Below are 21678 nucleotides of genomic sequence, written 5' to 3'. Positions count from 1 at the left end.
GCCGAAAAATTAAAGGGTGAACTGCACGCGGGTGGGCTGACGCACGCGCTCGGGCGTGAGCCAGGTGTCCAGGCCCAGGCGTGTCCAGTTGGTGGCGGCCGATTCCGGCGCGGCGTCGGCAGCATCGAGCGTGCGCGCCGCGCGGGCATCCTCGTGCCGCAGCTCGAGCACAATGCGCACCTCCAGCGGGTCTATCAGGTAAAAGCGCACCAGGAACTCCAGCCGCTCATGGCCGGGCGTGCCGGGCAGCAACTGGTGGAAGGAATCTTCGGGCAGGTCGCTGAGCGTGATGGTGATGCTGCCGCTGTAGTCGTCGATCTGGCTGCCCAGGTAAGTCGTCTCGCCGAGCTCATGGGCCTGCTGGCCCAGGCGCAGGCGCTGGTCGGCCGGGATGGGCACGTGCTGCAGCGTGCAGCACTCGACCCAGACCCTGGCCGGCCTGAAGGCGTCGGCCAGCAGGGTGTGCAGGCCCGAGGCCGAGCGCGGGTGCATGTTGAAGAGGCCGGCATAGCGCAGCAGCCCGTCGGCGGCGGGCAGGCCCGCGCGCAGGTCGCCGTCGCGCAGGCCGATGAAGGCATAGAGCTGGTCCAGCACGCCGGCATCGCCGTCCTCCACCACGCGGTCCTGCAGCCGATGCTTGCGCCAGGCGTCGAACAGCAGCGGGTACATCGCATGGTGGATGACGTCCAGGAAGTCGCGCGTGGCGTGTCGGCCCTCGCGCTCTTCCTCGAACAGGTCTTCGGTGTAATAAGTGGGCAGCGGCGAGGCCACGCCGTAGAGGCCGAAGAAGTTGGCCGTGATGCGGTAGCCGCCGCCGTCCCGCGGCTCTATGCGATCGATGTCGTTTTCGGGAAAGCCCAGGCTCAGCCTCGGGCGTATGCGCAGGCTGTCGTTGGGCATGCCGCGCGCCTTGCCGAACAGGCGCAGCAGGCGTATGGCCTGGAAGTAGGAGAACCTCTCGCCCTGGGCGAGGAGTTGCTCCTCTACAGCAGCGGCTGTTGACCCAATCTCGGCGGCCATTTGAAGACTGCTCCTGTGAAAGCGTCTTCAAGCTCGACGCGGGTGTAGGAATTGATGCCGGCGTAGTCCCCGATGAAACGGTCCAGGACGCAACCGAACAAATACATGTCGCCGATGCCGGCGAAAAAATCGAGCCGGCACTTGATGCGTATCTGCTGGCCGCGCAGCAGGCTGCCGCGCCCGACCAGCCGCGTCTCGGGCGTGGCGGTGACTTCCTGGATGCCGTCGATGCGCCGGCGGTTGGCGGTTTCCGGGCCCTGCTCCTGGCGTTCGGAAAACACATAGAGGTTCAGCAGCTCGCGCAGGTTCTCGGCGCTGGCGATGGACAGGAAGTTCAGCGAGACGTGCGAAATCAGGCGCCAGAGCAGGGCCTCGCCCGAGGGCGGGTTCAGTGGCGCGGTCATGGGCCTGATGTTGCGAAAACTCATGCGGTCGGGCGAGCTGCTGGTGGGCCGGCTCAGATCGCCGAGCTTGAGGCTTTCCGGCAGCTGGCGGTTGGTGCAGGTGATGCGCACCGACAGGGTCTCGGGCAGGGGCAGGTCGCCGGGCGGGTAGGCCACCGACAGGAAAACCTCGCTGCCCCGCCCCACCGTGGCCTGGCGCAGCGTGGTGCGGTAACTCAGGGTGTTGCTGCCGTCGTGGCGCAGCATGCCGAAGGGCACGTAGCTGCGCTCGCGCGAAGCCCCTTGCTGGTAGCCGACGACCTGGTCCACCGAATAAATCTGGTAGTGCTGGCGGTTGGCGGCCTCGGGCATGAGGCGGTATTCGCTGGCGCGGTGCTCGTGGTTGACCGGGTCGGCCGCGTGCTCGAACAGGTTGACCACGGGCACGATGTTGAGCATGAAGCTGTCGCCGCGTATCTCCGGCATCCAGTCGGGGATCTGGTCCAGCAGCACGGAAACCTCGAACAGGGGGCCGCTGCCGCCGGCCAGCGCCTTGTCCAGGCCGGCGATGTCCACAAAAAGGAATTTCTCGGGCAGGACAAAAAATTCCTGCAGGCTGCGGTAACCCTGGAAGGCATGGCTGGGGTAAGGCAGCAGCTCGCTGTCAAAGCCGGCCTGGCGCAGGGCCTTGGGGCCGAGTTCGGCCACCGTGCCGTCACCGCGCGTCAGGCTCACCGCCTTGACGTGCTTGGCCAGCAGCAGCAGCAGCTTGGAGGCCTCGGTGTAGCCGCCGCCCAGGAAAAGGCGCAGCGAGGGCGTGGTCCATTGCGCCACGTCCAACCCGCCCTGCAGCGCGAACTTCAGGACCAGCCGCGGCGCCTGGCCGGCACCGCTGGCCAGGTGCGCGCTTTCGAGCGCGACCGGATGGACCTGCAGCTCGGTGCAGGTGCGAAAGCGGCAGGGCGTGCCGTCCACCGGCACGGAATCGATCTTGGTGCCGGCGGCGACGCGCACGCTTTCGGCCAGCATGCCCTTGGGCTCGAAGCTCACCAGGGTGCTGGCGGGAATCGGGCGCAGGTAGTGGGGGAACAGCAGGTTGGCCAGTTCCTGCACAAACTCGGGGAATTCGTCGTCCAGCTTCTGGCGCGTCAGGCCCGTGAGGAAAGCCACGCCTTCGAGCAGGCGCTCCACGTCGGGGTCGGCCGAGGAACCGGCCAGCATGGGCGCCAGCGCGGGGTTGGCCTGCGAGAACTCGACGGCCAGTCCCTTGAGCTTGTTCAATTCATCTTCATAGTACCGATTGAACATGGGGTTCTTTCACTCGCTCGGGGGACTGTTAAAGGGCCGTTGAAATCAGTTGATGTTGACCTTGCCGTTTGCGCCAACCGTGGTGGAGAGCTGAAGCGGAATCTCGCGGTCATCCACTTCAAGCCGGCCTTCCAGCGCGAACCGGATGGACAGCACGTCGGTAGACTCCCGGCTCATCACCACGCGGGGCGACTTGATGCGGGGTTCATACTTCAGCACCATGCGGCGGATCTCTTCTTCAATATCGCCGGTGGAGCCCGCGGTGAGCCCGCCGGCGATATTGGTGAAGTCGGGCACGCCGAAGAGGGGATCGAGCTGCACGCTGCCTTGCCGGGTATTGAGCAGGCGAAGAAGGTGGTTGGTGACCGACCGGACAAGAATATCGACCTGCGTCTGGTTGGTGCGTTGTCCACCATCTTCCCAGGCCGCTATTCTTTCCAGCAGTCGCCGCTCCTTCACCGTTGTGGTCTCTCTACTCAGCCGGGCCGGCGTGCCGCTTGCCCGTCATTACTTCGGAGCGAGCCAGGAATCTTCTGCCTCGATGCCGTCCGGCTCGAAAGTCCAGGTGATCTTCTCGTAAGTGAACGAGATGTCTTCCATGTGGCCCATCTGCTTGTTGTCGGGGTTCAGGCAGTTGGGCGTCCAGGACCGGGCGTTGGTCAGGATGGCCGAGGACAGCTTGACCGTGTAGTACTTTTCTTCCGTGCCCTTGGGGGAGATGCGGTAGAACTCCAGGCTCACGCTCTTGAGCTGCTCGCCCGAGGTCAGGGCCTGGAACAGCTTGGGCGAAGCCTTGTCGATTTCCTTGGTGACCGTCATGGGCTGGTGCACGCGCTTGCCGGTGGGCAGGCCGGTCTGCGGGCTCTTGGGGATCTCGATGACGTGGTCCACGGCTTGCACGAGGATCTTGCCTTCGTGGCCCTTGACCTTGACGGAGCCTTCGATCTTCCCTTGTTTTTCGCCTTCGAGGATGAGGTAGCATGGCATTGGCATGATGATTTTTCCTTTAAGTTGGTACTGTCGTAAAACTGTTTCAGATCCGCTCAAGGCCCCCGCAACACTCAGCGGGGCTTGAACCTCTTTACCACCCCGCCCCTTGGCCACCCGGGTGATCTGCACATCTCTTAAACATCTGCTCTGTGCATGACCTGTATTCTGGAAGGCCCCTGTTTCGGGTCCATGTCAGAAGCCAGGCGGCAAAGTTACAACCGACATACAGGCGATTTCCCCGCGGGAAACCGCCCGCCGGCCGTCACTTTTTCTCGAGCTTCCCAACGAGTGACAGGCTGAAGGACGCGCCCATGTACTTGAAGTGCGGGCGGACCTTGAGGTCGACGCGGTACCAGCCTGGATCGCCTTCGACGTCAGCCACGGTGATCTCCGCCTGGCGCAGGGGCCTGCGGCTGCGCACGCCCTCGCCCGGGTTGTCCATGTCGGCCACGTACTGGCGTATCCACATGTTCAACTCGCTTTCGAGGTCGGCACGCTCTTTCCAGGTGCCGATGTTCTCGCGCTGGATCACCTTGATGTAGTGGGCCAGGCGGCTCACCACGAACATATAGGGCAGCTGGGTGCTGAGCTTGTAGTTGAGCTCGGCTTCCTTGCCTTCCTTGCTGTTGCCGAAGAACTTGGGCTTTTGCGCCGAGTTGGCCGAAAAGAAGGCCGCGTTGTCGCTGTTCTTGCGCATGGTCAGCGCGATGAAGCCCTGCTCCGCGAGCTCGAACTCGCGGCGCTCGGAGATCAGCACCTCGGCGGGGATCTTGTTTTGCAGCTCGCCCATGGACTCGTAGGTGTAGACCGGCAGGTCTTCCACCGCGCCGCCGCCCTGCGGGCCGATGACGTTGGCGCACCAGCGGTAGTCGGCGAAGCTGCCGGTCAGGCGCGAGGCAAAGGCGAAGGCCGCGTTGCCCCACAGGAAGCTGTTGTTGCCGCCGGAGACGTCTTCCTTGTAGTTGAACTTCTTGGTCGGCACGGTGTCGGCGCTGTAGGGCACGCGCAGCAGGAAGTGCGGCAGCGTCAGGCCCACGTAGCGCGCATCCTCGGTCTCGCGGAAGGCGTTCCACTTGACGAACTGCGGGCCCTCGAAGACCGAGGCCAGGTCCTTGAGGTTGGGCAGCTGTTCATAGGACTCGACGCCGAAGAACTCGGGCGCGGTGGCGGCGATGAAGGGCGCGTGGCCCATGGCCGCGACGCTGGCCATGTACTGCAGCAGCTTGATGTCCTGCCCGCCCGGGCCGAACTCGTAGTTGCCGATCATGGCGCCGAAGGGCTGGCCGCCGAACTGGCCGTATTCGGCCGTGTAGAGGTTTTTGTAGAGGCCGGACTTGGTGATGTCGGCCGCGTCCTGGAAGTCGTCGAGCAGCTTGCTCTTGCTCACGCTGAGCATCTGGATCTTGACGTTTTCGCGGAAGTTGGTGCGGTCGACCAGGAATTTCAGCGAGCGCCAGGCCGATTCCAGCTTCTGGTAGTCGGGGTGGTGCAGGATGGAGTCGACCTGCGCGCAGAGCTTTTTGTCCAGGTCGGCGATCATGTCGTCGACCGTGGCCTGCGTGACGCGCTCGACCGAGCGCTGGGGCTCCAGCAGCTGCGAGACAAAGGCCTGGATGCCGTGGCGGGTGATGGAATAGGCGTCGTCGCCTTGCTTGATGCGCGCGGAGTTGACCAGCTGGTCGAGCAGCGAGCCGCCCGCGTCTTCCGCCGCGCCTGGCGCCGCTTCTGTTTGCTTGTTGGTTTCAGCCATGATGGTTCCTTCGGTGCGGTTCTTTTATTGGTCTTTGACGCCGAGTTCGGACATCAGCCGCGCGCGCACGCCTTCGTCCTGCACCAGTTCCTGGACCTTCTTGCGGAAGTCCGGAATGTTGCCCAGCGGCCCCTTGAGCGCCTTCAGGGCATCGCGCAACTCGATCATCTGCTTGAGCTCGGGCACCTTGTCGACGATGGCGTCGGGCGAGAAGTCGTTGATCGAGCTGAAGTCGACGTTCATGGCCAGCACCGCGTCCTTGTCGGCCTTGGGGTCCAGCTTGTTGGGCACCGACATGCTCAGCGAAAGTTTCTGCGCCTTCAGGACTTCGTTGAAGTTGTCCTTGTCGATGTTGATCGGCTTCATTTCCTCCAGCGGCGTCTCGTCTTCACGCAGGGTGTAGTCGCCCATGACCAGCAGCTTGAGCGGCAGCTCAACCTCGGCCTTGGCGTCCCCCGTGGCGGGACGATAAACAATGTTGACACGCTCTTTTGGTGCTACTGACCCATCGGTTGCCATGGTGGTTTCCTTCGATACGGTGAGAGTTGAGGGGAGGCCACACGTTTCACACGTGTAACAAGTCGAAAACGATAGTACTCGATATCCTTTGATTTAAACAGCCATGTTTCAGCCGTAATACGGAGGAAAAAGCAGGGGACGGAGGCCGCGAAAACATGCAGCAAAATGAGCCGGGCCGAGCCATATACCTGTAGCACGTTTGTGCGACAAAAATCATCGGCACCACGGCATAGCGATGCGAGGCGCCACAGTGTCCCGCCTTGCCTGCCGGTGGGGCATAGGAACAACCCTAGGCTGTGGCGCGGCAAGGCCGCGATGGAAATATTTGCCGGCGCGCAGCGCGGCAAAACCGCAACACCGCGCGATGCGGCGCAACCCTTCAGTTGAAGGTGACGCCGGCCCAGCGCACCCGGCCCAGTACCGCGAAGTCGCGGTCGGCCGACTCGTGGCCCTGGATGTCGAAGGGCTCGTAGGCCGGGTTGTAGCTGCTGACCCGCAGGATTTTCCCGGGCAGGCGCTGCAGCCTTTTCATCAGCAGCGCGCCGTCCAGGCGTATCAGGTGCACACCCTCGGTCAGCGCATCGCGGTCACGCAGGTCCGCCAGCACCGCATCCCTGGCATGCAGCCACGGCTCCATGGATGCGCCCACCACGCCGAACATCGCCAGGTCGTCATGCGCGATGCCCAAGTCGTAACGTATGAACTGCGCATCGAAAGGCCGCATGGCCAGCACCGAGTCGGCATCGGTGAAGGCAGCCCCTTCCGCCTGCTCGCGCAGGTCGAACAGCGGGACGTAAATCAGCTCATCGGCCTGCACCGCGCGCACGCCGTGGGGCACACCCGCGGACCGGCCCGCGTCCTGCGCCTGGCCACCCAGCAGCTGTGTCGGCGTGGTGTTGTATTCGCGGGCCAGCACTTCAAGCTCGAAGGCATCGGGCAGGCTGTCGCCGCGCTCGACGTTCCAGATGGTGTTGCGGTGAACGCCCACCGCGGCCGCCACGTCGTTGATCTCGCGGGCGCCGCGCGCGGCGCGGCAGCGCTGGCCGAACTGCTGCATAAAAACGTTGCGCGCCTCGGTCCTGACGGTTTTGACCTCCTCCTTGCTGGCGGCCGCCGCGGCGTGGTAACGGTACCAGGCCACCGGCTCATCCGCCTTGACCGGCGACACCGAGGCCAAGGGGTAGGGCTGGTTGGCGTTCTGCGCGCCAGGCGCTTTTTCCGTAGGCGCCTGGTCGGAAGGCGCCGCGTCTTTTGTGCTCATGAACACTATTTTGTGTCAATGAACACAGACATGCAAACCTCAAGCCCTTCGATTTACCAGATACGCATAAAAATATAAGCAATACTCATAACTATGGGCCCAGGCGTGCTTGACTTCACACCTTTCAAGCTCAAAATAGTGGATATGAGCATAAATAAAACAACAACCTCACAGGAAGATATGCACCCCGCCGATGTCATTGCCGCCTTGCGCAAGCGCGGCACCAGCCTTCGCAAGATCGCCCACGACAACGGCTACAGCCACATCCAGCGCGTGCTCACCAGCCCCTGGCTGGCGGCCGAACAACTGGTGGCCAAGGCCCTGGACACCACGCCCCAGGCCTTGTGGCCATCCCGCTACCGCGACCCCGCGACAAGGGCACTGGCCTTCCGGCAAACCCGCAAGATCGCGGTAACCATGCCCGGCTCCCGCGACAAAGCGGCGGCGCCGGGAGCGGCCGGCACCCGCCCCGGCCGCATCCGCAAGCCCTGACATCAAAGGAAGCCCTATGCTGCTTTCCAGCAAGGACATCAAGCTGCGCATCTACCTGCGAACCCGTGAAGACGAACTGGTGCTGGTTGAACTGGAGCGGGAAGACCTTGAAAAAGCCGCCATCGGCAAAACCCAGTTCGCCGAAGAGCAGCTTCACCCCATCCGGCTGCTGCATTTCGAGCTGGCCTGAGGGTGCGCGGGCGCCCCTCCCCGGGCCTCAGAGCGCGCCCGGATGCGAGTCGTACTCGCCGTGGTCTATGTACTTGATCTGCATGCCAGCCCTGGCCAGCTCGGCGATGCGCGAGGCGACACGCCTGTAGAACTCGCCCGCATCCGCCAAGGGGCCTATGGTTTGATTGAAGGTCATGTCCTGACCCGCTTCCTTGAGGATGTATTCCCCCGATGGCTGAAGCTTCACCTTGAGCAGTGCGAGCATCTTTGTTGTCCTCCTTGAATGTCCATGGCGTCCGCCCCCACTGCGGCGGGGAGGCACCAGATTGCTCAGTGCCCACTTTAGACCCCAAGGCAGGGGAAGCTCTGTAGGAAAACACCCTTCTTTGGCCTAACCGGAGCCATCATCACGGGAAAAGCTGGTACTTAGGACTTATTCAGCGCCATAAGCCGGCCGCCGCCCCCGGGTCCTTATTGCAAGTCCCCATGCCCGGTGGCCCCCCGGTCCAGCGGATCCACCACCACCTCGTAGATTTCATTGATGCGCCAGACCGGGCTTTCATAGGCGGCCTGGCCCTGCACCTTGACCAGAAAGGAGCTGCCGCGCTCCCGGGCCTCCAGCATCAGCTCGCAGGAAAAATCGATGCGCCCGGCATCCGTCGAGATCGCGCTGACCAGTTCGTGGCCCGCGAGCGAGAGCCGGTGTTCGCTGCCCCGCGGCAGCAACTGCTCCACCTCATAGGTCCGCATCACGATGGCCGCGATACGGCCTATCAGCTCGGCCACGACGGAATCGGGATTGGAAACCATCAGGGGATGCATTTTGGGCATTCTCCTACAAGGCCCCAGGAAATGAGCAGCTATATTCAATTCGCGGCTTGTCATGAGCCGCTCCCTCCCTCGCTGGCCTTGCCAGCTTCCACGCCCGGTTTGTCCCGGGCTTTTTTTTGGGCACATGCCTGCCGCGCTGAACTTGGTGCCCGCGTCCGTGGCCCAGCTCAGGGCCGATGCCGCGGGCATCTGCCGAGCGAACGGAAATGGCTAATACCCGACTTGACCCGGAAGGCAGTGATGATGACGCAAGTTGTTATAAATATCCGCATGCGTTGAGCAGAGACTGTGGAGCATTGCCGGGTCCACCGGTTTCCCCAAAAGCTGGTGGTTCCGCAGCACCGCCTCTGCAGTGCGGCCTCTGTCCTGGTAGTCTTTTGCCAACCTCGCACAAAATCCTCTCGAGTAGGCGGCAGCAACGATTGCGTCTGCAGCAAGCTCCCTGACTTTTAGCAACTGGCGTTCAGCCTCCTCTGAGGAGGTCTGAACAGTGCAGTGAATCTTGGATGGGCCTTTGGCGTAGATGCCAGGCACTGCGAACGCGAGTACGCAAACCGTCAGTATTTTTATATGGACAGGTTTCATCTTCCGCCCCCCATGTTTTGCCCTGGACCGGCGATGATATCCCAAGGGTTTCGACCGGCAACTCCGGCCGCGTCGGCAGGCTCGTAGGCTTCTCGCTCGCCCGAAGAGGCCATCCTCTTCCAAAGCCATAGCGGCCTTTTGGAGACGCCCCCGTCTCGGACCGCGGAAAACAAAAAAGCCCCGGCTAGCGGGGCTTTCAGGGGTTTTTGGACCTCCGGTGGACGTCCTTAAACCGGTTTTGGCGGGAGGGTGTCAGTCCCATTTCTGGCTACAGGCCGCATGAATATTAGCGATCATCAACATGAGCGCCAACCTATTCCCCCTTCTGTTCCCCCACTCCACGGCGGCAATGATTTGGCATATTTTCCATCCGGCCTTGAAGTCGTGGATCTGCATACCAATATCCCACCTCACGAGGCGGGCAAATACATCAGTACCGCTTCCAGGACTGAATCTAAAGGTCCGGGGCCGACTAAGAAACGGCTTAAGGTGAGTAATCACAAGGGCGGGACCATACTGCCAGGGGGAGCCCCTGAATAGCGTGGAGACCCATCACCCTGAATGAGAGCGAAGCCGACGCCTGAATCCATCCTGGGTAGGTGAAGGGCGGCGCCGGCGAAGGGGCGCTTTACAAATACATCGGATTAACAGTCCGAGGCCTCGGGCTTTCTAAGTGGATAAAACCATGACGAAGAAGCTCACGGTGGACGTGAAGGTTAAGGTAGATATGGCAGCGTGCATCCGCGCGTTGGCATATCTTCTCCTGATCGTCGTTACCTTGTAAAAGGAGGGGTGGCTTGCCACCCCTCTTTTTCTACCTCGCCAATGCAGCTTCACGGCAGTCACGGTACTGATTAGCAACTTCTACCAGCTTGAGAACTGTCGCCCCGAAGCTGTCATCATTTAGCGGCGCCAGCTCCGGGCAACTTGCCGTCACCAGGGTACTGGGGCCGCCCGGTGAGGGCTTCATTGATGCGGAGCACCCCGTCAACAGTATTGCGGCAATCGCGGTACACAGTGTTTGTCTGAATTTCATGCTGCACCTTCTGGACGATAGTTTTGTTGATCGGCTGGTTGGCGGCAATTGCCTGGGCTGCGCCCTGCTGAGCGGCCTCCTTCACCGAGATGACCACGTCGTCCAGCTTCTTTTGCTTGGCGATTTCGCCGTCAGCGCCTACCTCGGTTCCGTACCAGAAGCTGCCTGCACACGCCAGGACCGCAACCAGAATGAGCCACGGATTCATTGAACAGCCCCCATGCACTGAGCATGCCGCTTGAGCTGTCGAGTCCACACGCCAGCGCAGACCCTGTTGCCTGGAGCGCTGCAGTCGTAGCTAGCTGAAAACTTATAGGCCAGCAGGGCATCGCACGCGGCGGGATAGTTGCCGGCCAGGATCTGCCGGCGCATGCTGGACTTGACCCAGGCGCCGGTGCCGTACTGGTAAACCCAATCCATGTAGATGTCGAATTCGGCCTGGCTCAGGCTGGCGCCATCGAGCGAGGCACGGAAGATCGCTTCTTCCTTGCTGATATGGGCCAGCGCTTTGACCAGCGCGCGCGGCGGCGTCGTGGTGTCGCCCATCTTGACGCGTCGGCCGTCTTCGTGAAAAGTGCTGCCAAACCCCACAGTCGGCACATCTCCCTTGGTCGGAATAACGGCTTTGTCGGTATAGGACTCATCGTTGACGATGGCAACCAGCCCGGCCGCACTGAGCGACAAGCCGGCAACCAAGATGCGAATGTTCTTCACAGCGGCACCTTGTCCGATTCTTCGGCCTCGCGCCTGCTGCGGCGCTTCCACCAGCCGCGTGACTCGCAGAAAGGGCGAATGGCCTTTTTCCAGATCCACTCCGACAGCACTAACACGCCGTAAATTGCAGCGGCGATTTTGGCGATCAGATCCCATGGAAAGGAGTTGATAAACATCCATGCGTCATAGCTGGCCGTCGTCGTCGCTGCGCGTGCGACTTGGCCGGCTACATCGGTGCTGGCAGCAACGGCCCCGGCGCCTGCGGTGGACGCCTTCAAAAATGGGCGGCTGATGTCGTTGTGGTCCATACTGCTCCTTATCGGTGAACGCCATCGGCGTACTTGGTGTCAAAGAATTTCAAAAACAGATCTTGGATCCGCTGGCACCGGTCGAAGCGCTTACCGCTGCCGGTCGCTGCGTGCCTATTCAGTCGCGCTGTGACGGTCAGCTCTTTGGGAAATTCCCCGAGGTAGACAGTCATCCATACAACGTTCACGATGAAGTCGAGCAGATAGCCTCGAATCAGGAAATACATCGCGCAGAGAGTTGAGGCTTTCGTTACGCCGGCACCCGGTAGATCACGCGCCCGTGCGTAGTTCATGAGCCCCCAGAAGTGCAGCAATAGCTCCAACGGCGAACTGATGATCAGCAGCGCGAATAGGAGGAACTCGGTCCACAGGGTGATTTCAAAAACGTTCATACAAGTGCCCTCAGTGGCTTGATGACTTGTTCCGCGTCATACAGTTTTTTGTAGTTGCTGTCGTTCAGCATTGCCCAATCGTGGGCTTGTTGCCGCGTGACGCTCTGGCCCTTCGACGCGGCAACGCGAATCAGGTCATCTAAGGCATAGGACAGCGCCACCAGTCGACTGCCTCGCTGCATTGCATCGGACACTTCCGGCGTTCGCTCGATGGCTCGAATTTGACTGAGAGGCGAAGGAGGCGGCGGCACGTCGGCCGGCTCTGGTGTGTTTTCACCATCCAACCAAGCCGCATAGGCGATGCGGTCAGCGTTACTCGGATCCTCAGGGATGTAGGCCCCATCAATGAGTCGTATAACCACCGCAGTGTCGGTGAGCTTGTACATCAGAGCTCAGCCGAAGCCGTCCACGTATCGCCAAAAGCGGCCGGGCCAGAAGCAGTTCCACCGCGGAATACACCGAACCCACTCGCATCCGCCGCCGGGGTTGGGGCGACGGTCGTAGAGGCGTCAACACTTGCCGCCAACACACTGGTTAAAACCAGCGTTGGGGTAACCCGCTTCTGTACCTTGTATCCGACTCGATTTCCAAGGAATTGGCCGGCCGGCGCATGACCAGCGGCATAGGTGGTGCCCGTCTCGTAATAACGCTGTGCCAAGGCGGTTTCTGTTTGAATCTGGCGCTGTTCAAACACGGTTGCCACCGAGCCGATTTCCACCTGCAAATCGCCGACCAGGTAATTCTTGTTCGAGACCGTGTTGGTGGTGTTGTCAGTGATGAGCACCTCAAGGCCCAGGCTGGCGTCGGTGGAGCCCATGGCCAGCGTGTAGCTGAATGCCGTCACGGTGCCGGATGGCACCGCGATGGCGCTGGAGGTCCCCAGGTTCGTGACGGCGCTGAACGTGTCCAGCGTGGTGGTGGGCTTGCCAAGCGACACTGTCAGATTGCGCGAACCGCCGGTGTCCTGATACAGCTTGCCAGACACTGTGATGGTCTTGCCGTTGAATTGCTTGGTGTTGGCGCCCTCAATCCGATGCTTAAGGATGAATGAGCCCGTCGTCCAAGATGCCGCAACCGCGCCGTAGCCAATGCCGCAAGAGAATCCTGTATTAGGCAACACATTGACCGTGCCCGAAAGACTGGTGCCGCCGGTCACACCGACCAAGTGCCGGTCGGCTGCGCCGTATTGAAGCGCCGCCGTGAGCGTCGGGGCCGAGCGCTGCTGCACTAGGCCGTTGCCGTTGATTACCATGTTTCGCAAACCTGCGAGCTGGCCTGTGTTCACTGCAGTAGTGCCCCCGGCTGTCTGATAAGCAAAAATTGCCCACCCATCGGCTACGCCACCCGTCGTCTTGGGTATGGCAATGCAGGTGTCACCGGCCACAGTGGTGATATTTACCCCGGCGGGGAGAATTAAAGAAGCGCCGTGAGTAAGAGTTAAGGCTCCCATAAACCGCAAAAAGCGTGGCCCGCTATAGGTCGTGCCCAAGCTTGTAATCGTGGCAGTCCCGCTAATTTCGACACCGTAGGAGTTTTGGGCACCAATGTCCGTAGTGGCGGCAGACGCAAGCACAACAGGGGTAGTGAACCCCTTGCCGTCGCGCAGCATCGCAATAAATGAAGCATGGGCGCGTTGCACGTCATCCAAGACGGACGGGGCGTTGCTTCCTGCTGGGAAGTTTGACGCGGCCGTCTGGCTCAGGTCTGTAATTGCGGTTGGCACTGGCATCGGATACCTCTAGAATGAAAAAAGCCACCTCGGTGGGTGGCTTAGGGGCTTACATGGAAAACGACGATTTTTCTCAGGGTGGTGCCGCTGTCTTAATGGTTGTGGGCGCCATCGTCCTAGTGGTCGGTGGGGTCGGCCTCTTCTTATTCGGGCTGATAATTTAGGAGTCCGCCGCCGACGAGTGAATTCACCTGAGAGTGCAACATTCGCGGATCGATATAAATCCTCGAGGCCGCACCGCTAACGATCTTGGGCGATGTGACAGTGCGAGCAGCGAGATTGACTCCGCCAATACCAGCCGCGGCACCCAATGGGACCAATGGGCTCAGCAAACCAGCTGCAGCGCCCGCACCGCCTGTAGCGACAGCGCCGAGAAGGCCTCGGGCCGCGACATTCGCACCAGTTCCTGACGGATTAGCCCACATCCTCGAGTTTTCGCGCATCAAGCTTGCGGCTCGCGCCACTGCGCTTACGTCGTCCATCACTTGTGCCGAATTCTTGAAACCCGAGAACAACTCCTGGCGGGCCTCTGGTTTCATCTTGTTCCAGTTAGTGAGGAACGTCTCCGGGCTCCATGCAGTGCCCGACTCGTTCTGAACTCCGTTGGTTGCCCGACCAAGGCGCTCAATCACTGTGCCAGCCACAGAACCTCTTGCGCCTTCTGGCAACGTCTTTTTGACGGCCTGAAGGGTTGAGACGTTCTCTTTGGTCGCTTGCACCATCGCGGTATAGGCCTGTTCCGGTGCGACCTTGTCAGCAAACGGGGCCACGCGGTCCAGCCTAGCAACTCCTGCCCTGGTGTAGTCGTTGGCGCGATTAAAAGCCTGTGCGGCATTCGGACCAGCCTGATTCGCCGCTTGCTGCAGGTCGCCTGCGAGGGAGCCATAAAGAGAATTCCATTTGCTGCGCGGTACGTCGCTCAACAAGCCTCCGTCAGAAATCTCGTTTCCCACGAGCGTGCGTGTCTGCTTAACCGCCTGGAACGGAAGCATGTCTGGAGAAGATCCACCAGGTATTGCAACTGGTCGGAACGAGGGCGCGTTCATCAGCCCACCGGAAGCAACAGGTTTTAGTAGTACGCCTGGGGCAGTCCCGGCGGTGTCGCTCTTCATGGCGGCTTCAATGGCCATGATTCGGGCGTTCTTGAACTGTTTTGACAGCTCCGGGGCGCCGGGAATGTCCTGATTCATTACGCTCAACGTCTTTTTCGTGGCGGCCACATTTACCGGGGTAAGAGGAGGAATGAACTGGTCCATCCTGTTATACAAAGCGCCCTGGTTTGCCTTGAAGTCGTCTCTAAAAGAATTAATCCCGGATTGGATTTCGCGGCCGGCCTCCAACGCCCCGCGATTTGGTGACGCGGCGGCGGCGGCCTGCAAGGCGCGCTCCTCCATGCCCCCTACAGCAGATTCCCTGGCTCGACGCATGACCCCCACCGCACCAGGAGTGTTCTGCAGTAGGTTCTCAACCCCACCGATGAGCGCATTACCAGACGCCAGCCCCAGAGTTGGGTTGCTGACGCCGGCGTTTCGCAAGTCCTGTATGCGCTGGGCCATCGCTTGACGGCCCTCCTCACCGCCCCGAACAGCCCATTGGCCTGCGCCGATTGCCCCGCTTTGAATCGCGGTAGGCAACATGCCTGCGGCTATCGCAAGGGCCGGATTGCCCGTTGCATCGCCTACCGCCTTACCGGCCGTCACACCGGCCACCGAGTTGACGGCTTGATTGATGCCTTGCAGAGTCGTCTGGGGACGAACCACTCCATTGAGGGCACCACCAGCGGCTTGCAAATAGCCGCCTTCAAACTCGGGGTTAATTGCCTGCGTGAGATTCTTCCCCACCGTGGTTTGCCCTGCTTTGTCCAGGATGTACGCCCCAGAACCCACCACGTTTCTTCGGTCCGCAGGCATAAGCCAATCAGGTGCAGCCTTCCCGGTGACCGCCGTGTATGGCGCACCCAAAGCGGCCTTGCCAAGGTCGAGCACGTTCGCGACGGTATCCACGGGGAGGCCGGCCAGACTGGAAAGGCCTTTGAAATAACCTGTACCTACGGCATTGCCCGCATCAATGATTTCTGACCCACTACCCTTCTTTGGCCGTTGAACAGGTGCCGCAGCTTGTTCGACCTTCGGAAGAATGCCAGACATGATTGCGTCGTACTCGTTCTGCGCAGGCGCGGCTGTACCCAACCCCTGAGAAGCAGTTGCAAAGGCGGCGTCGTAATCGCTCACTTAACGCCCCACTTGTTCATGCTTGGCAGGCTAAAAATCGAGGGCGCACGCTGAGACCACTCGCGGTCAATCTCGGCCAGGTCGCCCTTCTTCTGAGCAATCGGCAGGGCCTGCTGATAAAAAGCAGCCTTCATCTTGTCGCGCTGGGCTTTGGCCTCGGACAAATCGAGAATGAAAGCATTGGCCTCGGTCGTGTTTCCAAGCTGGCCGAAGGTTTTCATAGCTCGTATCGCATCGCCCTCGGTTTGTGGGCCTTTGGCGGCATTGAGGACGGATTGCAGGCGCTCCATAGCCGCGTTCTGGAAAACTTGCGAGCTGATGGCGAGCATTTTGGAGTTGCCGGCGGACAATCCAAGGCCGTTAAGAACGCTCGCGGCTGCAGCTTTGGTCTCCGTCCCCCAGCCCGTTCCGCCCATCTGCGTGATCGCATTTCGCGCAACACGCACGCTGGCCAGCATGTCATCTGTAGGACCGATGCTCGCCACTACAGGCTCGTAGCTCGTCTTCAGCCACGTCTCGTTGATCTTTCCGCCCGCATCGCCTGCCAACTTCTGCGCGGTCGTTGGCGTAGCCTGGAAGCCCGGCGTAGCAAGGCCGGAGGTGGTCATATTGGTGCGTGCAGAAGCAGGCAACCGGCCGATTTCGCGCTCAAGCGACGCCACATCCGCGGCATTCCCGCTAGCCTTGGCGCGCTCAAGCTCCTGGCTCAAGATTGCAAAGCGGTCGGACTCGCCAGCCATGGGCGCCATTGAGCTCCTTGCCATTGGGCGAGGAGCTGCAGGCGCTGGTGCTGACTGTCCTGGCGCCGGAATCCCGAGCACGGTCGAACGCGGAACGTAGCGCTCAGCCCCATCCGGACCCACAACCTTGACAAGGTCAAAGCCAGCCTTCGCACCCTCATTTGCACCCGTCTTCGCTCCCTCGATCTGCCCTTGAGCCGCGGCGTAGCCAGGAAGCGGGGAGTAAAAACCGTTGGCGTCCGCAGAGATGCCCTCACCAACCTTGGGGATGAAGCGCTCCGCGCCGGTGTTGCGGTCCTTGTAGGTGCTGCCGGCTTCAAACTTCTGCGGCTCTTGCGAGAACTTGTAGATGTCGGTCAGGTCCAGGCCTCCGAGCTTCAGGCGGGCGACCATGTCCGGTGTCATGCCGGCCAAGCCACCCGGGCGGGCCTGCTGCTGCATTTGCGGCGGCATCGTCGGGCCCATTCCATCCACAGAAGGTGTAAACGCCCCAGGCGAGGTGGGCTCAGCCAGCAGCCCGCCACCACCAGGTCCAAACACTGAGGCGATCAGCGCTTGCTGGCGCGCATCTTTGATGCCGGCCAATTTGCGAGCATCGATTTCGCTCTCAAAGTTCCTCATCTGCATGTCCAGCAGACTGGACTTTTGCTTGTTCTGTTTGTACGTGTCCTGCCCCTGCATCGCGGACTGCACACGCTGTCCAAAGCTCATCGGCGTAGGTGAATACCCGCCAGCGGCCAGCAGGCCCAAGCCAAGACGGCCTTCATCGCTGTTCAGTACATCCAGAAGTCCCATTAGCTGCCTCCTCGTACCAGGCGTGGATCGCTTGGGTTGTGGGTGTAGTCAAGGATGTATTGACCGTCATAGATCGGGATAAGAGGCATCTCTGCATGTGCGGGTGCTGCAACTGGTGCGGGCGCCGGCACAGAGCCGTTCAGGAATGGATTGTTTGCAGCAGAGAACTGCGCTTGCGATGCGCCGAGGTAGGACGCCCCACCTCCGCCAGCTTGGCCGTTCGCGGTCGGAAACTGGAATGCCTGAGGGCGTGCGTTCGGGTTGGCACGGTCGAAATAGGTGGAGTTGTTGAGCTGGCCCAGCACGGCGCTCGTGAGTGAGCGCATGTAATCTGCATTACCCGCCTGGTTGTTGTAGCCAATCTGCTGCATCTGGCTAAACGGGTTGTTCTGGTAGTGGTTCTGCAGAAGTTGACCAGTGCGCACGTTTTCGGTCAGCCAAGGAGCAGCTACAGACCATGGGTCTTTCGAGACCGTCTGGCTTTGCCCCCCGCCTCCCCCACCGCCGCCCATCAAGCCGCTACCAACCACGCTGATGGCTGCGCCACCGATAGCGCCCCACGTCATGCCGCCACCTCTTTTACTTCCTTATGGGAAGCCGGGGCGGGCAACTCGTCATAGCTTTTGGCGATGATTTCAGCCTCGAATTTCTTCATATCGTCCTCGTTCTCGGGGTCGTAGTTGTTCGGGTTCAGGTGAAACGTGGTCCATAGCGTGTCCTCCAGGGCCACCACAGCACGCTTGGTGCCGACCTCGGACGTGAATGTGTCAGGGCCTTTGATTTCTCTCGATCCGTGTTCCGTCTCGACCTTGACGTGACCGTAAGTGATGTGGTTCAGGTGAGCGTGCTTGTGGATCTTTCCCACAATCAGCATTCCCTTGGGAATCAGCATCTGACGGGCCACCATGCCAGGGGCTTTGAAGTGCCTCACGGGAAAGGCCTTGCATTCCGGATCGAATTGGTCTGGCCGAGCGCGCATGGCCGCTTCAAGATCAACGATGCGGCTCCGAACCTGAAGCTGCGAAGGCTTTGTGAGTGAAAAGCTGTACGCCGGCAGTACGCAGGCAATTGCGGCGGTCATCACCACCCCCCGCCAGGCTGCATAGGGATTGTGGTGTCCGCGTTATAGGGAGTACCCGCATAGTTGTTGCCGCCGCCCCAGGTGGTTCCGCTACCCCAGCCGAACTGCTTTGCAGCCGCAGAACCAAGCTGCGCACCACCTAGTGCAGTTGTCCAGGGGCTAGAGCCGCCGCCCATCTGGGTTCCAGTGGAGCTGCCAAAGCCCTGCCCAATCCCGTTGGCGGAGTTACTGAACTGCTGCCAGTAGTTCATGGGTGTGTTCTGGATGGTCGTAGCGTTACCGGTCTGATTTTGGTCATAGGCCTGCTGACGATCCAGCAAGCCGATGCCGGTTTGCAGGTTCTGCATGTTCTGGCCGTAGGCGTCGTTGTACAGGGAGCGGTTGAACTGCTGGTTGAACTGGTAATCGTTGTTCCGCATACCGCTGGAAATGTCGCCCAGGGACTTTTGCAGGTTGAGCTGCGCGTTCTCGTTGAGTTGCTGCACACCAGCATTACCAAACGAGCCTGAGCGCACCATGGCCGAGTTATAGGCCGGCTGGGTGGTCAGGTTGAAGTTTCGGACTAGATCACCCTGCGCCGCGTCAATCGCAGGCTGGAGGTATGGGTTTACGGATGATTGGTCCATGTCAGTTTCCTGTTAAAACTCGTGCCTGCACGAAAGTGCCTGGCGTCCCGCCGACCGTGCAAATCCAGCCGGTGATGACGTACTTGTTAGATGCCGCTCCGAGCTCTACGGGGTTGCTGTTGGCTACGAAGTCGCCCTTTGCATACATCCCGGTTGTGGGCACTGCGGTTGCTGTGAGGTCGCGCGCGGCCATCCGTCCATCACCGAGTTGATTGACCTTCTGGCTGATCTGTTGAAAGTACTTTTTCAGGGCAAAGAGCAGTGCATTTCCGTCCCCGATGGACTGCGGCAGAAGGGGGTTGTCTTCTAGCCTCATCGCCCGCCCAATGCTCTTGGCTTGGCGTCAAAGGCATATTCCTTGTGGTCACCGGTCATGTCCACGCGCACACGGTGAAAGCGGCCGGACTGGCGTAGATCAAACTTGCCGTCGTTGATCGCGTTCGTAGCCCCGGCCATCAGGGCATCACCCTCGTTGAACTTCACAAATCCCGTTGCGCTGGCGGTTGTTGGGGACTGCTCAAACCGAACCCGGAAGCGCTCAATGAGCGTCACAGCGTCGTCGTCGCCCATATCGCCGGTCGTAAAGCTGCTGCTTGCAGTCGTCCCATTCAGTGATACCAGCCGGTGTGAGGAATTGAAATAGGCCGGAGTCTGGCCGCCAGACAACCAATATTGCGAATCGAAGGGAACGTCAGGCAGGCCGTCAATCGTTGAGGAAAAAGCGTCCAGCCCGTCAATCGTGACGCCTGGAGCGATGAAGTTCAACGACGCCTCGGTGGTCACGTCGTCGTTGCCCCACTGCTTTTTCTTGACGTGATACACGAGTGTTGCATCACACTGCCCGGTCGAGGTCAGAGAGGGGTAATTCACCCTCACCAGATCGTTTTGCTTGTCGTAACTAACCTTTGTTCGATAGCGGTAAGTCGGGCTAGAGTTGTTCAGGAACCATTGGCGGGTAACGCCATCACCAATCGGAGCAGGACGAGTACCGTCAAAGAGCCAAAAGTTGTCATTTCCAACGATGAAATGCGCGCCGCCGATATCACAAACAGCCTCTTGACCTACGACACCGGCCTCACCACCCGGAATCAAATTCCACTGCCACACAACAGGCGTTCCGACAAAGATCCCAACAAAAATGGCCCGGTGTTTATAGGCGACTACATAGTCACCGAGCGTCAAAGCGGCCTGGATTGGCCCCTCAACAGCCACCAAGCGGCCCCGATTGGCCAAGGTGGACACATTGGGCGCCCAGTTCGTTTGATCGTTCTGCGCGCAGTTCCACCAGCCGTCCTGATTCACCCCGTAAGTCGGATCCGAGGTGTTGAAAGCCAGCACAAAGTTATTCGAGGCACTCACTACGATCTTTGCCTTTGGTGCTCCCGCAATCGGTGCAAAGGTCGTGGCGCTCGATGACTGCATTGCGTCTACGAGGTTCGTTGCAATCGTCGTATCGCCAAACTGGCAGAAAGACCAGCGCGTCTCGCTCGATCCCGTGTAGCTGCCCGTGCTGACATCGCCCCAGGTGGAGCCTGTCAGCTCATACAACTTGGTTTGCGTTCCAGCCAGGATGCGGCGGGTTCCATCGAGCTTGACGGCCACTACAGCACCCCGGCATTCAGCCGCCAGCGCATCAGCCGTCACGGCTACAGGCGATGGGGCACCGCGAAACCCGGCCTCATAGGGAATCACATGCGAACAAGCGGTCAAAATCCCCGGCATCGTCTTTTCAGCGTCCGGGGCGAATCCAAGAATCGGCGTCATCGTAGGTAACGCGTCCGAACGGTCAACCTACCGCCAGAGGTCTGGGCGCGGTCATCAGCACCCTTTGCCACGGATACGGCCTGCACATACAAATTACCCCAGTACGTGGCCTTTTCTTCATTGAGCAGGTACTGATACCCCGACACCAGCGAGCCGTACAGGTAGATATTTGGGTACTTGGTCAGGAGCCAGTTGGTCGGATTAGTCGCCAGTGGAGGAACTGCAGCGTAATAGCGGGCCTCCAGCACTCGAACATCAGCCGGCGTAGGTGTCAGCAGGAGATTCCTGCCCTCGATGCCGTAGCGGGCCGGAACGCGGGAATTCAGGGTCGCGGACTCATTTTTTCGGCTGCGCAGCTCGCTTACTGTGATGTACTCCATCGGGCGGCCGTCATCGCTCAGGCTTTCAAACTCGAGCCAATCCACCGGTAGCGCGACTTCGGGCGAATCAACCACGGTTGACAGCGGAACGGTAGAAATGCCCTCACGCAAGCGCACATCCGCATTAATGCGGGCCTCTGCAATCGCCACGAAGTCAGGAATCACCGCCCCGAGGTCCGTCCGGACCATCCACAAGGCAATTGATGCCTGAAGGTCTGTGTAGTTGGCGAGAGCCATTACCGCAGCGCCTTGCTGAACCTTACAAATGCAGGGTTCTGGCGGAAGAAGGCCATGATTTTCTGGTCACGCTCTTGAGGGTCAGGGATTGCCTGAATCTCGGCGTAAACAAGGGGCGGGAGCGTGCCGATGATCTGCCCATCACCCCAGCGCTTCCCCTCGGACTGAATGCGAGCTTCTTCAGCTGCTTTCAGGTAGGGCTCAGCGTCAAAGGTCTTTTGATGGATGATCTGACCGTCTTCAAAGTGCACGCGCGTGTGAACGCCCGTCTGCGGGTTAAAACCCTCGTCAATCGTGTAGTCAGCCATTGGTGCTCCGGCGCTTCGCAGCGTTGA

Annotated in this window: 26 protein-coding genes; 2 read left to right on the top strand and 24 right to left on the bottom strand. The window is 60.5% G+C overall.

The features are described 5' to 3' along the window. Positions 1-9 precede the first annotated feature (9 nt). The 7 genes from tssG to BLQ85_RS15210 all read right to left on the bottom strand — a co-directional run bounded on the left by tssG (position 10) and on the right by BLQ85_RS15210 (position 7231). The gene (gene tssG, locus BLQ85_RS15240) at positions 10-1020 is read right to left on the bottom strand and encodes a type VI secretion system baseplate subunit TssG (RefSeq protein ID WP_074578071.1); all 1011 of its coding nucleotides are present in this window, start codon (positions 1018-1020) and stop codon (positions 10-12) included. After that, positions 984-2711: a type VI secretion system baseplate subunit TssF gene (tssF, locus tag BLQ85_RS15235; RefSeq protein WP_074578070.1), complete on the bottom strand. Its 1728-nt coding sequence runs from the start codon at positions 2709-2711 to the stop codon at positions 984-986. Before tssF ends, tssG begins: the two co-directional genes overlap by 37 nt. 45 nt (positions 2712-2756) lie before the next feature. Next, complete coding sequence (gene tssE / locus BLQ85_RS15230; protein ID WP_007873556.1) at positions 2757-3170, bottom strand: type VI secretion system baseplate subunit TssE; 414 nt, start codon at positions 3168-3170, stop codon at positions 2757-2759. Between the two features lie 48 nt (positions 3171-3218). After that, positions 3219-3704, bottom strand: coding sequence for an Hcp family type VI secretion system effector (locus tag BLQ85_RS15225; protein WP_074578069.1), 486 nt, complete (start codon positions 3702-3704; stop codon positions 3219-3221). 259 nt (positions 3705-3963) lie between these two features. After that, a complete protein-coding gene (gene tssC / locus BLQ85_RS15220) occupies positions 3964-5451 on the bottom strand; it encodes a type VI secretion system contractile sheath large subunit (RefSeq protein WP_007873559.1) in 1488 nt (495 codons plus the stop codon). Between the two features lie 24 nt (positions 5452-5475). Next, positions 5476-5970 carry a type VI secretion system contractile sheath small subunit gene (tssB, locus tag BLQ85_RS15215; RefSeq protein ID WP_074578068.1) on the bottom strand — a complete coding sequence of 165 codons (495 nt, stop codon included), beginning with the start codon at positions 5968-5970 and terminating at the stop codon, positions 5476-5478. 379 nt (positions 5971-6349) lie between these two features. Further along, positions 6350-7231: an XRE family transcriptional regulator gene (locus tag BLQ85_RS15210; RefSeq protein WP_074578067.1), complete on the bottom strand. Its 882-nt coding sequence runs from the start codon at positions 7229-7231 to the stop codon at positions 6350-6352. Positions 7232-7411: 180 nt separating this feature from the next. Here BLQ85_RS15210 and BLQ85_RS15205 point away from each other — a divergent pair, with 180 nt between their 5' ends. Then, positions 7412-7723 (top strand): helix-turn-helix domain-containing protein, encoded by a 312-nt coding sequence (locus tag BLQ85_RS15205; RefSeq protein ID WP_254806450.1) that lies wholly within the window; start codon positions 7412-7414, stop codon positions 7721-7723. Between the two features lie 16 nt (positions 7724-7739). Beyond that, positions 7740-7913, top strand: a complete 174-nt coding sequence (locus BLQ85_RS24610; RefSeq protein ID WP_175456127.1) for a hypothetical protein — start codon at positions 7740-7742, stop codon at positions 7911-7913. A 27-nt stretch (positions 7914-7940) separates the two neighbouring features. Here the strand turns inward: BLQ85_RS24610 and BLQ85_RS15200 are convergent, their stop codons facing one another. The 17 genes from BLQ85_RS15200 to BLQ85_RS15120 form a co-directional block, all read right to left on the bottom strand. After that, complete coding sequence (locus tag BLQ85_RS15200; protein ID WP_074578065.1) at positions 7941-8159, bottom strand: hypothetical protein; 219 nt, start codon at positions 8157-8159, stop codon at positions 7941-7943. Between the two features lie 206 nt (positions 8160-8365). After that, positions 8366-8716: a hypothetical protein gene (locus BLQ85_RS15195; RefSeq protein WP_139201003.1), complete on the bottom strand. Its 351-nt coding sequence runs from the start codon at positions 8714-8716 to the stop codon at positions 8366-8368. A gap of 1493 nt (positions 8717-10209) precedes the next feature. After that, positions 10210-10554: a hypothetical protein gene (locus tag BLQ85_RS15190; protein WP_074578063.1), complete on the bottom strand. Its 345-nt coding sequence runs from the start codon at positions 10552-10554 to the stop codon at positions 10210-10212. Then, on the bottom strand, positions 10551-11060 hold the full coding sequence (locus tag BLQ85_RS15185) for a lysozyme (RefSeq protein ID WP_074578062.1): 510 nt from the start codon (positions 11058-11060) through the stop codon (positions 10551-10553). Before BLQ85_RS15185 ends, BLQ85_RS15190 begins: the two co-directional genes overlap by 4 nt. Then, complete coding sequence (locus tag BLQ85_RS15180) at positions 11057-11368, bottom strand: hypothetical protein (protein ID WP_074578061.1); 312 nt, start codon at positions 11366-11368, stop codon at positions 11057-11059. The genes BLQ85_RS15185 and BLQ85_RS15180 overlap by 4 nt, the downstream gene beginning before the upstream one ends. Positions 11369-11376: 8 nt before the next feature. Then, positions 11377-11760, bottom strand: a complete 384-nt coding sequence (locus tag BLQ85_RS15175; RefSeq protein WP_074578060.1) for a hypothetical protein — start codon at positions 11758-11760, stop codon at positions 11377-11379. Then, positions 11757-12146: a hypothetical protein gene (locus BLQ85_RS15170; RefSeq protein WP_074578059.1), complete on the bottom strand. Its 390-nt coding sequence runs from the start codon at positions 12144-12146 to the stop codon at positions 11757-11759. Before BLQ85_RS15170 ends, BLQ85_RS15175 begins: the two co-directional genes overlap by 4 nt. After that, positions 12146-13489, bottom strand: a complete 1344-nt coding sequence (locus tag BLQ85_RS15165; RefSeq protein WP_139201002.1) for a hypothetical protein — start codon at positions 13487-13489, stop codon at positions 12146-12148. Before BLQ85_RS15165 ends, BLQ85_RS15170 begins: the two co-directional genes overlap by 1 nt. Before the next feature lie 143 nt (positions 13490-13632). After that, positions 13633-15720, bottom strand: a complete 2088-nt coding sequence (locus tag BLQ85_RS15160; protein WP_074578057.1) for a hypothetical protein — start codon at positions 15718-15720, stop codon at positions 13633-13635. Beyond that, the gene (locus BLQ85_RS15155; protein WP_139201001.1) at positions 15717-17255 is read right to left on the bottom strand and encodes a hypothetical protein; all 1539 of its coding nucleotides are present in this window, start codon (positions 17253-17255) and stop codon (positions 15717-15719) included. The genes BLQ85_RS15160 and BLQ85_RS15155 overlap by 4 nt, the downstream gene beginning before the upstream one ends. Further along, a complete protein-coding gene (locus tag BLQ85_RS15150; protein ID WP_074578055.1) occupies positions 17255-17821 on the bottom strand; it encodes a hypothetical protein in 567 nt (188 codons plus the stop codon). Before BLQ85_RS15150 ends, BLQ85_RS15155 begins: the two co-directional genes overlap by 1 nt. Beyond that, complete coding sequence (locus tag BLQ85_RS15145) at positions 17818-18336, bottom strand: hypothetical protein (RefSeq protein WP_074578054.1); 519 nt, start codon at positions 18334-18336, stop codon at positions 17818-17820. The genes BLQ85_RS15150 and BLQ85_RS15145 overlap by 4 nt, the downstream gene beginning before the upstream one ends. Next, the gene (locus BLQ85_RS15140) at positions 18336-18962 is read right to left on the bottom strand and encodes a hypothetical protein (RefSeq protein WP_074578053.1); all 627 of its coding nucleotides are present in this window, start codon (positions 18960-18962) and stop codon (positions 18336-18338) included. Before BLQ85_RS15140 ends, BLQ85_RS15145 begins: the two co-directional genes overlap by 1 nt. Before the next feature lies 1 nt (position 18963). Continuing rightward, positions 18964-19278: a hypothetical protein gene (locus BLQ85_RS15135; RefSeq protein ID WP_074578052.1), complete on the bottom strand. Its 315-nt coding sequence runs from the start codon at positions 19276-19278 to the stop codon at positions 18964-18966. Continuing rightward, positions 19275-20726: a hypothetical protein gene (locus BLQ85_RS15130; protein ID WP_074578051.1), complete on the bottom strand. Its 1452-nt coding sequence runs from the start codon at positions 20724-20726 to the stop codon at positions 19275-19277. The genes BLQ85_RS15135 and BLQ85_RS15130 overlap by 4 nt, the downstream gene beginning before the upstream one ends. Next, positions 20723-21343 (bottom strand): phage adaptor protein, encoded by a 621-nt coding sequence (locus tag BLQ85_RS15125; RefSeq protein WP_074578050.1) that lies wholly within the window; start codon positions 21341-21343, stop codon positions 20723-20725. Before BLQ85_RS15125 ends, BLQ85_RS15130 begins: the two co-directional genes overlap by 4 nt. Beyond that, complete coding sequence (locus tag BLQ85_RS15120; protein ID WP_074578049.1) at positions 21343-21651, bottom strand: hypothetical protein; 309 nt, start codon at positions 21649-21651, stop codon at positions 21343-21345. Before BLQ85_RS15120 ends, BLQ85_RS15125 begins: the two co-directional genes overlap by 1 nt. Positions 21652-21678: the final 27 nt, after the last annotated feature.

This window comes from Polaromonas sp. JS666 (genome assembly GCF_900103405.1).
Classification (GTDB): Bacteria; Pseudomonadota; Gammaproteobacteria; order Burkholderiales; family Burkholderiaceae_C; genus Polaromonas.
The sequence above is the reverse complement of the archived record's forward strand: the minus strand, read 5'-3'. Positions and strand labels throughout refer to the sequence as shown.